The sequence below is a fragment of the Alienimonas californiensis genome, from assembly GCF_007743815.1.
In the GTDB taxonomy this organism is placed as follows: Bacteria; Planctomycetota; Planctomycetia; order Planctomycetales; family Planctomycetaceae; genus Alienimonas; species Alienimonas californiensis.
Genome location: NZ_CP036265.1, coordinates 4,461,794 through 4,475,615 on the forward strand (window position 1 = coordinate 4,461,794; position 13,822 = coordinate 4,475,615).

The following is a 13,822-nucleotide window of genomic DNA, read 5'->3' on the forward strand; positions in this document are numbered from 1 at the left end:
CGCCCTTCGCCCCAGCGGCTCGTCCGTGCATCGCTCCGTCTACGTCCACGTCCCGTTCTGCCGGCATCGCTGCGGGTATTGCGATTTCACGCTTGTCGCCGGCCGCGACGACCTGGCCGATCGCTATCTCGCGGCGCTCGACCGGGAACTGGATCGCGTCGAACCGCCGGAGGCCGGCGGGCGGCGGGAGCTGGACACGCTGTTCCTCGGCGGCGGCACGCCCACCCGGCTGACGGGCCCGCAACTCGACCGACTGTTCGCCTCGGTCTTCCGTCGCTACCAGTTGGGGGAGGGGGCGGAGGTCTCTGTCGAGGCGAACCCCTCGGACGTCACGCCGGAACTCATCGACCGGCTCGCCGACGCGGGGGTGAACCGCATCAGCCTCGGCGTCCAGTCCTTCGACGCGGCCGCGCTGAAGACGCTCGAACGGGATCACCTCCCGGCGGACGTGCCCCGCGTGCTGGAGACCGTCCGGCGGCGGATCGACAACGTCTCGCTGGACCTCATCTACGCCGTGCCGGGGCAGGATCTGGCGGGGTGGGAGGAGACGCTGGACGCGGCCCTCGCCCTGGAACCGACGCACCTCTCCACCTACGGGCTGACGTTCGAGAAGGGCACCGCCTTCTGGTCCCGCCGCCGCCGGGGGGAGCTGATCTCCCCGCCGGAGGAGTCGGAGCGGGACATGTACGCCGCGGCGATGGATCGCCCTGCCGCGGCCGGCCTGCGGCAGTACGAACTGAGCAGCCACGCCCGCCCGGGGTTCGAGTGTCGCCACAACCGGGCCTATTGGAGCGGGGACGAGTTCGAAGCGTTCGGCCCCGGGGCGGCGAGCCTGCTGGGCGGGGTGCGGCGGATGAACCACCGCGGCGTGCTCGGCTGGCTGCGTCGCCTCGAAGCCGGCGAGTCGCCGTGGATCGAGGAGGAGGCGCTCGGCCCGGCGGACCGGGCGCGGGAACTCGTCATGTTGAACCTCCGCCGTGTCGAGGGGATCGACGGCGAGGACTTCCCCCGCCGCACCGGCTTCAAGATTGACGAGTTGCTCAGCGAGGAACTGCTCGAACAGCAACGCCTCGGACTGGTGGAGCGAGACGATGCCGGCGTCCGGCTGACCCGGGAGGGCCGCTTCGTCGCCGACGGAGTTATGTCGGCGTTCCTCTAACAGGGGTCGGTCCGACGGAACTGCACAACGTGCGGGTTCGGCGGGTCGGGAAACGGCGCCGGGGCGGACGGGGCCAAATCGTCCCTTCGAGGCTGGACATCGCCAGACCCGGGTTGGGGCGGAGGGCGTCGCGAGCAATAATCGCGGTTCCTCCCCGCCGGCTCCGCCCGCCGGCCGCTCCCCGCCCAGCACCCCACGGACGTCCCTTGCCGGCCTTCCCCCAGAATGCGGACCCGGACGTCCGGCCGGGCCGCCGGTCTTCGGCGGTCCCCCGCGCCTCTTGGGCGCTCGCGGCGTTCTGCCTCGTCCTGCCCGCGGTCGGTTGGGGGCTGACGCAGATCCACCTGGAAAACGACGTCGAAAGCTGGCTGCCGGACGGCGACCCGGACGCGGCCCGCCTGGCCTGGTTCAAAGAGCACTTCCCCAGCGAGGACACGCTGGTCCTCAGTTGGGCCGGCGTGCAGGCGGGCGATCCGAAACTGGAAGAGTTCGCCGCCGCCATCCGCGGCGCCGCCGACGCCGAGGGCATCCCCCGCGGCGGCAGCCGCCTGATCGACCGCGTCGTCACCCCCACGGCACTGGCGAGCCGCATGGTGGAGTCCGGCGTGGAGCCGGAGGACGCCGTCCGCCGCGTCACCGGCCTGCTGGTCGGCGGCGGTCCGTTGCGGGTGGTGCTCACGCCGGTCGGCGAAGCGGACCCGGCCACCGCCGCGGAACGCATCGCCGCGGCGGTTCGCGTCGCCGCGGACGTCGACGCCGAGGTCGCCCCGGCCGTCGCCGGCGATCCCTACGCCGTGCCCACTTCGGCAGATGACGAGTCGGGAGACGGCGAGCCGGCGGGCGACATCCCCTTCGCGTTCCCCGCGGTCGGTCCGCACGATCTGACGGTCCGCTGGCCGCGAATGGACGCCTCGGCGGAGACGCTGGCGGCGGCCCGGGCCGCTGTGGAGGGCGTCCGCGACGCGGAGGGACGGCCGTTCGTCGAGGAGGTTTTCCGCGTGCCGGGGCAGCCGGCGGCGATCTCCGTCACCCTCTCCGAGGCCGGCGCCGCCGATCCGAAGGCGACGGTGGCGGCGCTCAAGGAGGCCGCGGAGGCCGTCGGCGTGCCCCGGGACGAGTTACGAATCGGCGGACGCACCGTCACCGCGGTCGCCCTGAACCAGGCGCTGAAACGCACCGCCCTGAACCGGGAGGCGCCCGCCTGGAAGCTGTGGGAGCGGAGCCCGGTGCTGCTGTCGTTCCTGGTCTCCGCCCTGTTGGCTTTTTGGCTGTTGGGCGGGCTGCGGGTCTCGCTGTGCGTGCTGGGGGCGACGGTGTTCACCGTGCTGACCGCCCTGAGCATCGTCCCGCTGACCGGGGGCGGGATGAACATGGTGCTGGTCGTGATGCCCTCGCTGCTGATGGTGCTGACGCTCAGCGCGGGGGTGCACCTCGTCAACTACTACCGACACGCCGCGGAGAACGGCGCCCCGAACGCCGTCGCCCGGGCGTTGGCCGTCGCCCGCACGCCGACGACGCTGGCGGCCGGCACGACGGCCGTCGGGTTGATCTCCCTGTACGTCAGCCCGCTGACGCCGGTCAGCGAGTTCGGGCTCTACTCCTCGGCGGGCTGCGGGATCATGCTGGCCGTCGTGCTGTACGGCCTGCCGGCCCTGCTGGACCACCTCGCACCGCCCCCGGCCGCTCGCCGCATCGGCAGCTCCGTGTGGGAAACGTACGCGCGAATCCTCACCCGGTGGCGGCTGCCGGTGATCGCCGGCTGTCTGCTCGTCGCCGCCGTCTGCTCGGCGGGGCTGACGCGGTTCCGCACGGAGACGAAGGTCATCAAGTACTTCCCGGCCTCGGAGCCGGTCGTGCAGGACTACGGCTACTTCGAGGATCGCATCACGGGCGTGATTCCCGTCGACGTGGTGGTGCGGTTTGAGCAGGAGGCGCTCGAAGATCCCGAGCAGCGGTTCACGAACCGGCTGGAAGTGGTGCGGGCGGTGGCGGACCGCATCGCGGAGCACCCGGAGATCAGTGGGGCGGTCTCGCTGGCCAGTTTCGTCCCGAAGACCGAGCCGCTGCCGCCGGACGCCAGCCGTTTTGCCCGGATCAGCTACTTTCGGCGGGCCGGGGAGATTGAGAACCGCGTTCGCGAGAACCCCGCGTCGGCCGGCTTCGTGACGACGACACGTCTGACCTCTCCCGAGGACGAAGACGGCGTGTCGCTGGCGGAGCCCGGCGACGAAATCTGGCGGATCAGCGCCCAGGCGAACATCCTCACCGACGTCGATTACGCGGTCCTCACCGCCGACCTGCACACCGCCGCCGCGGACGTGCTGAAGGATGAACCGGGCGCCGGGTACGCCGTGACCGGGCTGGTACCGCTGTTCCTCCGCACGCAGGAGGCGGTGTTGGAAGGCCTGATTGAAAGTTTCGGGCTTGCCTTCGCCGTCATCGCGGTCGTGATGAGCGTCGTGCTGGGATCGGTGCGGGCGGGACTGACGGCGATGCTGCCGAACATCCTGCCGGTCACGGCGATCTTCGGGCTGATCAGCTGGCTCGCCGTGCCGGTGGACATCGGCATGATGATCTCCGCCAGTGTGGCGCTGGGCATCGCGGTGGACGGCACCTTGCACTTGGTCGCCGCGTTCCGACACGCCCCCGCGGGACTGTCGCGGGAGGAAGCGGCTGCCCACGCCTTGCACGAATGCGGCCCGGCCCTGTGGCAGACGAGCCTGATCGTGGGCGTGGGCCTGCTGATGCTCGCCCCGGCGGAGCTGCTGCTGGTCAGCCGGTTCGGCTGGCTGATGTCCGCGCTGATCGCCGCGGCGCTGGTGGCGGACGTGGTGCTCCTGCCCGCGCTGCTCGCCGGGCCGATGGGGTCCCTGATTCGCCGTCAACCGGCCTCGGAGGACGACGACGAAGAGAGCGAACCGCCCGCGGCCGCCGGGGACGTCGGCGCCCGGGAGGAGCCGACCCGGGTCAAGACGCCGGAGCCCCGCCCGCAGTTGGCCGCGTTCACCCGGCCCGCCTGACGCCGCCGCCGGGGCGGCGGCGATCCCCCGCGACGGAGGCGGTTCGAAGTTCGCCGGAGCCGGTTTCGACCGTAGGATGTCGGTTCCCCGCTCCTCCTCGCTCCCCCGGCCGATGCCGAACGAGTACGTCGAACCCGTCGGCAACCGCATCCTCGTCCGCAAGGACGAGAGCCGCGGTCAGACCCGCGGCGGGATCGTGCTGCCCAGCGACGCCGAGATCCCGACGATCACCGGCCGGGTCGTGGAGATCAGCGCAATGGTCGAACGCGACGCGGACTTTCCCGTCCGCAAGTACGACAAGGTGCTGTATCACCCCAAGCGGGCGATTCCGGTCGACCTCGAAGCGGACAACCGGCTGTTCGTCGTGCCGATTGCAGACGTGTGCGCAGTGTTCCGCCGCAGCACGGACCCCGTCGGCAGCGGCGAACTGACGATCGCGGAGGAGGCCGGCGGCGACGGCGAGTCGGCCGGCGCCGGGTGAGAGCGCCAACGGATGGGCGCACGAAAAACGTCCCGGACCCTTACGGGGCCGGGACGCTTTGAAAACGCAACCGCGAGATTCGCTACTCGGACTTCTCTTCCAGCCCCGGCACGTTGAGGCCGGTCACCTGCACGGTGGTGTACTTCTGGCGGTGGCCGGTGTGCCGGCGGGAGTTCTTCCGGCGGCGGAGCTTCTGGATCTCCAGCTTCTGACCCTTATCCAGCGCCCGCAGCACCTCGGCGGTGACGGTGGCCCCATCGATCAGCGGGGCGCCGATCGTGCTGGAGCCGCCGCCGTTGGCCAGCAGGACGCGATCGAAGGTGATCGTGCCGCCCTCTTCGGCGTCGCGGCGGTAGTCGATGGACAGCTTCTCGCCGGGGGCGACGCGGTACTGACGGCTGCCGTCTTCAATGATCGCGAACATGGCTCTTTCTTCCGGCGGGCGCCGGGGCTCGGTTCCGGCCAGGATCAATCCGGGCGCGGCGTCGGAGGGGGATGTGAAAAACGCCGAGGCCCGACCGGGCCTCGGCGTTGGAGCACTACCTTACGTGATTACTTCCCGCCCCGCGAGGGAAGGGGGGGCAGGTTCTTCACCGGGCGGCCGTTGTCGTCCACGGCGGAGAGGGCGAGAAACTCCGGGTGGGTGTCCGCCTTGGCGCTGATGGCGATCCGCACGTCGCGGTCCTCCTCCAGGTGCATGATCTCCCGCCGCTTGCGGTTGTTCAGGTCGTCGGCGACGGCCTCGTGCACGGTGACGGTCAGCTCGCAGACGTTCTTCACCCCGGAGGCCGCCATCAGCACGCGCATCACCTCGATGGACATGCTCTCCGGCGTCTTGACCTGACCGGTGCCGTTGCAGCACGGGCAGTCGTTGTACAGCGCCCGGCCCAGCGAGGGCCGGATCCGCTGCCGGGTCATCTCGACCAGGCCGAACGCGCTGGGGCGGGAGACCTTGGTCCGAGCCCGGTCGCGTTCGAGGTGCTGCTCGAAGGCCCGCAGCAGGCCGCGGCGGTGCCGCTCGGCCCGCATGTCGATGAAGTCGTTGACGATCACCCCGCCGAGGTCGCGGAGCCGCAACTGACGGGCGATCTCCGCGGCGGCGGCGAGGTTCACCTTATAGGCGCTCTCCTCGGCGTCCTTGGCGCCGCGGGCGGAGCCGCTGTTCACGTCGATCGCGACGAGGGCTTCGGTCTGGTCGATCACGATCGAGCCGCCGCCCTTCAGCGGGACCTGCCGCTGCTGGATGTTGGCGATCTCGTCCTCAATGCCGTGCGCCTGGAACAGCGGGGCGTTGTCCTCATGGAAGTGCAGCCGAGCCGACATTTTCGGCATCATCGACTCCATGAAGTCCTTCGCCCGGTTGTAGGCGTCCTCCGCGTCGATGTGCACCGCGTCGATGCTGTCGTCGAAGGTGTCGCGGATGGTGCGGATCATGATGTCCGTCTCCTCGTGCACCGTGCAGACGCCGCTGGACTGCTCCACCTTCTCCGCGATCGACTGCCACAGCCGGGTGAGGTAGGTCAGGTCGGCCTTCAGGTCGCTCTGGCTGCGGCCCAGCGCGGCGGTGCGGACGATGTAGCCCACGCCCTTGGGCGGGTTCATGTCCCGCAGCATCCGGCGGAGCTCGCGGCGCTCGTCGTCATCCTCGATCTTCCGCGACACGCCCACCCGGCCGAGGCTGGGCATCAGCACCAGGTAGCGACCCGGCACGCTGATCTTGGTGGAGAGCGTCGGGCCCTTGTTGCCGAGCCCCTCCTTGATGACCTGGACGAGCACCTCGCTGCCGCGGCGGAGGATCTCCTGAATCTGCGGCTTGCTCTGGGCCTTGCGATCGGCGCCGCGGTCGCCGCCGCGGCCGTTCCGGCCACGGGGGCCGTCGAAATCGTCGTCCGGGTCGCCGTCCGGGCGGAGGTGCTTGAAGTACTGATACTCCACGTCGGAGACGTGCAAAAAGCCGTTGCGGCCTTCGCCGAAGTCCACGAAGCACGCCTGAATCGACGGCTCGACGTTGACCACCTTCCCTTTGTAGATGTTCCCGACGAGGTTATCGCCGCTGGAACGCTCCAGGTAGAGCTCCTCCAGTCGGCCGTCCTCGACGATGGCGATGCGGGTCTCCTCCGGCTGGAGGACGTTGACGAGCATCTCTTTTTTCACGGGGCACGCACCTTTCGATGGAAATGGAAAGATGACGGCCGAGCCCCGTCGCCCGTGCCGGCCCCCCGGACCAGCCCGTCGACGGACCGCGGGCGGCGGCGACGGGGTTCCGGAGGGCGGACGAACGCCCCCGACGCACGGCGATCGGCCGGCGGCGGGGCGTGAAGCGGGGTCGGACCGTCGGAGAGACGGACGCGGCGGCGGGGACCCGACAGGGTCCCGACGCCGCCGCGGGAAGCGACGTGTGCAGTTGTGCGAATCGAGCCCTGCGAACCGGCGAAAGCCGGTGCGAGCTGGCGGAACGGGGGGAACGACCGATCACCGGGCGGCTCCCGCCCAGTGGTCGATGCGGTCGGAGTTCCGCGGGCGCAGCAGCGCCACGCGGTCGTCCGGCTCCGCGCGGCCGGCGCGGGTGCGCTCGACCTCGTCCCGCAGAAAATTTTCGACGTCCCGGGCCAGTTCCAGTCCGTCGGCGTGGGCGGCGATCCCCTCGCACCCGGGCAGGTCCAGCCGGCCGGCCAGATCCTTCAGTTCCGGGATCACGTGCGGCGTGACGCTGATCTGGCGGATGCCCAGCCCCAGCAAGAGGGGCAGGAACTTCGGATCGCTGCTCATTTGGCCGCAGACCGTCACCGGCACGTCGTGCCGGGCGGAGGCTTCCACGACCATCCGGATCAGCCGCAGGACGGACGGGTCGGCCGCGGAGTACAGCGTCGCCAGATCCGGGTCCGCCCGGTCCGCCGCGAGGGTGTACTGGATCAGGTCGTTCGTCCCGATGCTGAAGAAGTCCACCTCCCGGGCGAAGTCGTCCGCCCGCAGGGCGGCACTGGGCACCTCGACCATCATCCCCACCGGCAGATCGCGGCGGAACGGGACGCCCTCTTCTTCGAGGTCTTCCATCACGTCGGCCAGCACCATCTTGGCCTGACGAAGTTCCAGCAGCGTGCTGACCAGAGGGAACATCACCCGGACGTCGCCGCAGACGCTGGCCCGCAGGATGGCCCGCAACTGCGTTTTGAACGAGGGCAGGTTCTGCAGGCTCAGGCGGATGCTGCGCAGGCCCAGGGCACTGTCCAGGTGCCCGGCGACGCCCCGCCGCATGCTGTCGGTCAGTTTGTCGGCGCCGAGGTCCATCGTGCGGATCACCACCGGCCGACCGGGCATGGCGGTAACGACCTTGCAGTAGGCCTCGTAGTGCTCTTCCTCGGTCGGTTCGGCGTCGCCCTGGAGGTACAGGAACTCCGTGCGGTACAGGCCCACGCCGTCGCTGCCGCGGTCGGTGCAGTGGCCGACTTCCTCGGGGAACTCGATGTTCCCCATGATGTAAACCCGCTCCCCGTCGCGGGTGCGGGGCTGCACGTCGCGGTACGTTTGCAGCCGGATCGACTCAGTCCGACGGGCCTCGGCCCGGCGGCGGTAGTCGGCGAGGGTTTCCTCGTCCGGATCAATCAGCAGTTCGCCGCGCTGACCGTCGACGATGACGGTCTCCCCGCCGGCCACGTCAGACAGGAACCGCCCCACGCCGACCACCGCCGGCAGTTCCAGCGCCCCGGCGAGGATCGCCGTGTGACTGGTCCGCCCGCCGCCCTCAGTGACGAAGGCCAGGATCTTCGAGCGATCCAGCGACGCCGTTTCGCTCGGCGTCAGGTTCTTCGCGAGCAGGACGACCGGATGCGTCAGGTTTTTCAGCTCGTCCCGACCCTGTCCGAGCAGTTCGCGGAGGACTCGCTTCTCCAGGTCGAACAGGTCGGCGGCCCGCTCCGCCATCTGCGGATTGCCCATCTCCTGCAGCGCCTTGGTGTACTTGCGGATCACCCGGCTGGCGGCGAACTCCGGCGAGTAACTCTTCTTGCGGATGTAGGTCCGCACCTCCTCACGGAAGCTGGCGTCCCGGGCGAGTTGCCCGTGGGCGGCGAAGATCGCCCCGTACTGGGCGCCGAGGCGATCGGCGGCGATCTGTTCGTTCTGGCCGATCTCCTCCGCGACCCGCTCCAGCGCCCGGTCCAGCCGGGCCAACTCCGAATCGACCGCGTCCACCCGCACGTACTGGCTGGGGATGCGGAACGTCTCCACGCCCAGCACAACGGCAGGACCCACGGCCACCCCCGGGGAGACGGCGATCCCTCGTTTGAGCAGCATGTTGCGGGTGACGGGGTAGGGAACGAACCCGGAGCCGAAGGGCCCGGTGGGCAGGAGTGTACAGCCGGCGAGGCGGGGGCGGCAGTCCGCAGTCCGGGGCGAAGCGGCGGACGGCCGCAAAACGGGCGGGAGGCCGAAAAGTCGTTCCCCGGCCGCACGGAAACGCACTCCTCCCGAGACGGTTCCTCCGAACGCCTCCCGGCCCGCCGACTACTCCGGCATGTTCATGGCGATGAGGGCGGCGATCTCGTCGACCGCCTGGCGGGCGTCGGGGCCCTCGGCGGCGACGGTCACCTCGTCGCCGCACGCGGCGGCGAGCGTCAGGAGTTGGATCATCGCCTTCGCGTCCGCGGTCGTACTCCCCTTCGTCACCGTCACGGCGCAGTTGAAGGCGGCCGCTTTCTGCGTCACCAAAGTAATCGGGCGCAGGTGCAGTCCGTCCGGACAGCCGACCTTGACGGTCCGAATCGCTGCGGCGTCCGCCTCCGGGGCGGGATTCCTCTCGTCGACCATCATTTCAGGGGTGAAGGCGAACCGGATCCGCGGGGTGGCCGCCGTTCGCAGGTGCAAATCGACGCGTCCGCACGCCGCGACGGGCGAGCGGACGCGTCGGTCCAGGGAAAGGGGACGGGGCCTAGCTGATCCGGCCCTCGTCGGCCTCGCGGAGCAGTTCCACGACTTCCTCGGCCGTCTGGGCCTGCTTGAGGAAGTTGCAGAACGTGTCGTTCTTCAGGTGACGGGAGACGGTCTCCAGAGCCCGCAGGTGATCGCGGGTGTTCTCCGGGGGGCTGACGAGCAGGATCATGATGTAGACCGGCTCGCCGTCGAGGCTGGCGAAGTCGATCCCCTCGTGCACCAGGCCGACCGTCGCCGTCAGGCGATCGACGGCGGGGTGCTTGGTGTGGGGCACCGCCACGCCGTTGCCGATGCCGGTCGAGCCGAGTTCTTCCCGCTTCAATACGGCGGCGACGATCGCCGACTCTTCATCCCCCGGCAACTTGCCGGAGTTCTTCAGGGAGGCGACCAACTGAGCGATGGCGTCTTCTTTCCCGGCCGGCTTGAGGTCGGGAACGATGGCGTCGGTGCAGACGAAGTCGAGCAAGTTCATGGCGACGGGTGCGGTTCGGGGCCGCGGGAGAGACGCCGGGAGGGCGGGGGAATGACGGAAGGTGGGGAGGCTCGGAACAGGGCGAGGCTCAGGGCAATAACAGCGTCAGGACGCGGAGGGCGGCTGAGCGACGCCGCCCGGCGGCGAGGACAACTCGGCCGCGTCGGCCGCCGGGGGGAGCCCCTCGTCGTCGTCCGCGTCGTCGTCGAGGGAGTCGCCGTCGAACGGGTCGCCGGCCACCTCCCGGGCGGAGGGGTCGCCGTGGTGTTCCTGGATCCGCTTTTTGTAGCGGCGGAGCTGTTGCTCCATCTTATGCAGGCAGGACTCGAACGTCGGCGTGACTTCCGTCCCCTCGCAGTGGGCGGTGAAGTCGTGCTTGTGCTCCGCGTCGACCAGCAGTTCGACCCGTACTCGATCGCCGGCGTGTTCGAACTCCACCGTGACGAGGATCTCCGTCACCCGCTCGAACAGGTGCACCAGCTTGTCGCACTTGGCCGTGATGAATTCACGGGTGGCGTCGTTGAGCTGGCCGTGGCGGACGGCGATCTTGGTTTGCACCGGGGCGTTCTTTCCTCGGCCGCTTGAGCCGGTCCGCCGTCCGCGGCGACGCGGCCGAATGGGCCGCCGCGAAGCAGTGTGATCCACTTGGCCGGCGACGCGGCGGTCGGCCGCCGGACGGTCCGGGAGGGGTTTCGGAGTCTATCGACGCCGCATGAATCCGCAACGCCGCCCGCACGTCCCCACAGGACGCCTCTTCCTCGCGCCCGCCGGGCGAGGGCGTCGCCCTCCGCCCGCCCTTCGCCGGGAGCCGGAGCGTCAGAAGGAGTCGACGGACCCGGAACGCTCCCGCCTCGCCCAATTCGGGTCCACGGCAGCGGGCAACGGCGGCGCCTCGGGCGCCAGCTCCGGCAGGTCGTCCCAGTGCCCCGCGAGCCGCAGTTCCTCCGGAACCTCCGCCGTCTCGAACCCCTCGACCAGCGACGCCGCCGGGCGCGGCGTGTCCACGACGGCGTCCCCGCCGGCGGAGCGGCAGCCCAGGCAGGACCCGGCCAGCGACGTGCCCGCCACCAGCGCCGCCACAGCCGCGCGGCTCATCGGACGACGGCGGCGGGCGGGGAACGACATACGAGCCGAAGGCCGGATCGGGAGCGGGCGGACCGGGAATTCTCGTTATCGACCGCGCCGGCGGCGCCGCCCAACCCTCCCGCTCGCTTCGCCCCCGAACAACCCGGCCGCGCCGCCCCAATCGCTTCCACCGCACCGATCGGCCGCGTCCGGCGACGCGGGGCCGGAAGGACGCCCATCCCGTGAAGAAAAGAGAAACCGGAGCGGACCTGTAAGCCGGGTCCTGTCCCCCCGCCGATCGGCAAGCCGGTCGTCGAGGGCGACGGTCATTTCTCTGGACGCTGTGTTGCCACGGCGCTCAAGCAGCCCACCCGGACGTCGAACGGCCCGGACCGAGCCGCGTTCGTTCCGCCCCAGCCACGGTTTCCCGTGACCGGGCCGGCGATTCCTCCGCCCTGTTCGGCCTTGCTCCGGGAGGGGTTGACCGTGCGACCGACGTCGCCGCCGGCCCGGTGCGCTCTTACCGCACCCTTTCACCCTTACCACGCACCGACCGCGACGCGAACGCCGCGGCCGACCGTTCGGCGGTTTGCTTTCTGTGGCACTGGCCCGGGGCTTCCGCGGTTCCCGAAGAAGACCGCGTCGCCCGGTGGGCGTTACCCACCACCCTGTCCTGTGGAGCCCGGACTTTCCTCGACGAATCCGCCGCTTCCGAAGAAACAGCGTCCCGCCGCGACCGTCCGGTCCGCTCCGGCGGGAGGATTCTAGCCGATCCCCCGCCGTGAACCATCCCGCCTGCGCTGGGGTCCGGCCTCGCTGGGGTCCGGCCCCGTGGCGTTGGCCGGGGGGAGGCGTATTCTGCTCTCCCGTCGCCCGCCCGTTTCGCCCGCCGCCCCGACCGACCGATGCCCTCCGACTTGCTGGGAGAACTGATCCCCACCGGCGGCGGCGATCCGATCCCGCTGCGTCGCTCGCCGCTGGTCGTGGGCCGCAGTTCGCGGTGCGACGTGGTCCTGCCGTTCGACAACGTCTCCGGCAAGCACTGCGAACTGACGCTGAAAGACGGCTACTGGCACGTCGCCGACCTCGGCAGCCGCAACGGCATCCGCGTCGACGGTAACCGTTGTATGGAGAGCGCGCTCCCGCCCGGTTCGCGGTTGCGGATCGCCAAGCATGATTACGAGCTCGCCTACGTCGCCGCCGGCGACGGCCCGGTCCCGGAGGTGATGGGCGGGAGCCAATTCGGCGGCAGCCTCATGCAGCTGGCCGGTCTGGAAAAGCCGGAGCGCCCGCCCGCCGAGCGGACCGAACGGGCCCGGCCGAAGACCTACGCCCCCACCGACCTTCCCGCCGGCGACGACGAGGAGGAGGACGAGGCCCTCCGCATGCTGCTCGGAAACGACGATGATTGACGCCCGCCCCCACCACGGTCGCTGATGGCTCCCAAACGTTCCGGCAAAGGCTCGGGTCAAAAGGTCCGGGTCGAGTTTCGCAAGAACCGCACGAATCGCACCCGCGTGAACGACCTCACCCGCGACGCCGCCCCCGCTGCGGTCGTCGGCGAGAACGCCACGGATGAGGAGGAACTGGACGACCTCACCGGCGGCGAGAGGCTGTCCGGCAAGGGCAATCTCTCCCGCCGCCGCACCGTCGTCGCTGAGGAGCGCGACGGCCAACTGATCCGCGACGTGGACGTCGCCGGCTGTCTCGCCGGACGGGTCATCTCCGCGATCGGTCTGCACTGCCTCGTCGAGACCGAGGCCGCCGCGGGGGACGCCGGCGGGGAACGGTATGAATGCACCGTTCGCCGCGTGCTACGGACGCTCGCCCGGGACGGCCGCAACGCCGTCGTCACCGGCGACCGGGTGCTGATCCGCCCGCAGGAGGCCGACGGCGTCCGCGACGCCCCCGGCGGGGCGGCGAAGAAAATGGCCGTCGTCGAGCGGGTCGAGCCCCGACACGGCGTGATCTCCCGGGAGCACAAGAACCGGGAGCACGTGCTGGTCGCCAACGTCGATCAGGTGGTGATCGTCGTCAGCGCCGCGGACCCGCCACTCAAACCGGCCCTCATCGACCGCATGCTGGTCAGCGCCGAAAAGGGCGGGGTGGGGGCGACGATCGCCGTCAACAAGTGCGACCTCCCGGACGCGGACCGCCCGCGGTTGGAGGAACTGGCGGCCCTCTATGAATCCCTCGGCTACCCCACCGTGCTCGCCAGCGCCCGCACCGGCGAGGGCGTGGACCGCATCCGGGCATTGCTGGCCGGTTCGCAAAGCGTCGTCGCCGGGCAGAGCGGCGTCGGCAAAAGCTCCCTGCTGAACGTCGTCGAACCCGGCTGGAGCCTGCGGGTCGGCGAGGTGAGCGGCTGGACCGGCAAGGGCCGTCACACGACCCGCCGGGCGATCCTCCTCCGACTCACCGCCGGCGGCGTCGCGGCCGTCGGCGACGACGCCGGCTGGGTCGCGGACACCCCCGGCGTGCGTCAGTTCGCCCTCTGGGACGTGGCGAACTTTGAGGTGGAGGCTTACTTCCGCGAGTTCCAGCCGCACATCCCGCACTGCAAATACCCGGATTGCACCCACACCCACGAGGACGGCTGCGCCGTGAAGGCCGCCGTGCTGGACGGGGCGATCAGCCGCGTGCGGTACGACAGCTACGTCCGCATCATCAGCGGAACGGAGTGACGGACGGCCTCC

The 13,822-nt window shown here is 70.5% G+C and carries 12 protein-coding genes and 1 other RNA gene; 5 read left to right on the forward strand and 8 right to left on the reverse strand.

The window, feature by feature from the left end:
• The first annotated feature begins 25 nt into the window (after nt 1-25).
• The 3 genes from hemW (at nt 26) to CA12_RS17695 (ending at nt 4,660) form a co-directional block, all read left to right on the forward strand.
• On the forward strand, nt 26-1,159 hold the full coding sequence (gene hemW, locus CA12_RS17685) for a radical SAM family heme chaperone HemW (RefSeq protein ID WP_145360321.1): 1,134 nt from the start codon (nt 26-28) through the stop codon (nt 1,157-1,159).
• Nucleotides 1,160-1,365: 206 nt separating this feature from the next.
• Nucleotides 1,366-4,179, forward strand: coding sequence for an efflux RND transporter permease subunit (locus tag CA12_RS17690; RefSeq protein WP_145360322.1), 2,814 nt, complete (start codon nt 1,366-1,368; stop codon nt 4,177-4,179).
• A gap of 76 nt (nt 4,180-4,255) precedes the next feature.
• Nucleotides 4,256-4,660 (forward strand): co-chaperone GroES, encoded by a 405-nt coding sequence (locus CA12_RS17695; RefSeq protein ID WP_242688000.1) that lies wholly within the window; start codon nt 4,256-4,258, stop codon nt 4,658-4,660.
• Nucleotides 4,661-4,742: 82 nt separating this feature from the next.
• Here CA12_RS17695 and rplU read toward each other — a convergent pair whose 3' ends face one another.
• The 8 genes from rplU to rnpB form a co-directional block, all read right to left on the reverse strand.
• Nucleotides 4,743-5,084, reverse strand: coding sequence for a 50S ribosomal protein L21 (rplU, locus tag CA12_RS17700; RefSeq protein ID WP_145360323.1), 342 nt, complete (start codon nt 5,082-5,084; stop codon nt 4,743-4,745).
• A gap of 128 nt (nt 5,085-5,212) precedes the next feature.
• On the reverse strand, nt 5,213-6,802 hold the full coding sequence (locus tag CA12_RS17705) for an Rne/Rng family ribonuclease (RefSeq protein ID WP_145360324.1): 1,590 nt from the start codon (nt 6,800-6,802) through the stop codon (nt 5,213-5,215).
• 330 nt (nt 6,803-7,132) lie between these two features.
• Entirely contained in the window at nt 7,133-8,953 is a 1,821-nt protein-coding gene (gene ptsP, locus CA12_RS17710; RefSeq protein WP_145360325.1) for a phosphoenolpyruvate--protein phosphotransferase, read from the reverse strand.
• 210 nt (nt 8,954-9,163) lie between these two features.
• On the reverse strand, nt 9,164-9,364 hold the full coding sequence (locus tag CA12_RS17715; RefSeq protein WP_242688001.1) for an HPr family phosphocarrier protein: 201 nt from the start codon (nt 9,362-9,364) through the stop codon (nt 9,164-9,166).
• Between the two features lie 223 nt (nt 9,365-9,587).
• Nucleotides 9,588-10,061 carry a PTS sugar transporter subunit IIA gene (locus tag CA12_RS17720; protein WP_145360327.1) on the reverse strand — a complete coding sequence of 158 codons (474 nt, stop codon included), beginning with the start codon at nt 10,059-10,061 and terminating at the stop codon, nt 9,588-9,590.
• A 105-nt stretch (nt 10,062-10,166) separates the two neighbouring features.
• Entirely contained in the window at nt 10,167-10,619 is a 453-nt protein-coding gene (hpf, locus tag CA12_RS17725) for a ribosome hibernation-promoting factor, HPF/YfiA family (protein ID WP_145360328.1), read from the reverse strand.
• A 258-nt stretch (nt 10,620-10,877) separates the two neighbouring features.
• Complete coding sequence (locus tag CA12_RS17730) at nt 10,878-11,156, reverse strand: hypothetical protein (RefSeq protein ID WP_145360329.1); 279 nt, start codon at nt 11,154-11,156, stop codon at nt 10,878-10,880.
• Nucleotides 11,157-11,382: 226 nt separating this feature from the next.
• Nucleotides 11,383-11,878, reverse strand: an RNA gene (rnpB, locus tag CA12_RS17735) — RNase P RNA component class A.
• Nucleotides 11,879-12,031: 153 nt separating this feature from the next.
• Here rnpB and CA12_RS22620 point away from each other — a divergent pair.
• Together CA12_RS22620 and rsgA are read left to right on the forward strand one after the other, a co-directional pair.
• Nucleotides 12,032-12,538: an FHA domain-containing protein gene (locus CA12_RS22620; RefSeq protein WP_207622035.1), complete on the forward strand. Its 507-nt coding sequence runs from the start codon at nt 12,032-12,034 to the stop codon at nt 12,536-12,538.
• Between the two features lie 24 nt (nt 12,539-12,562).
• A complete protein-coding gene (gene rsgA, locus CA12_RS17745) occupies nt 12,563-13,810 on the forward strand; it encodes a ribosome small subunit-dependent GTPase A (protein ID WP_145360330.1) in 1,248 nt (415 codons plus the stop codon).
• Nucleotides 13,811-13,822: the final 12 nt, after the last annotated feature.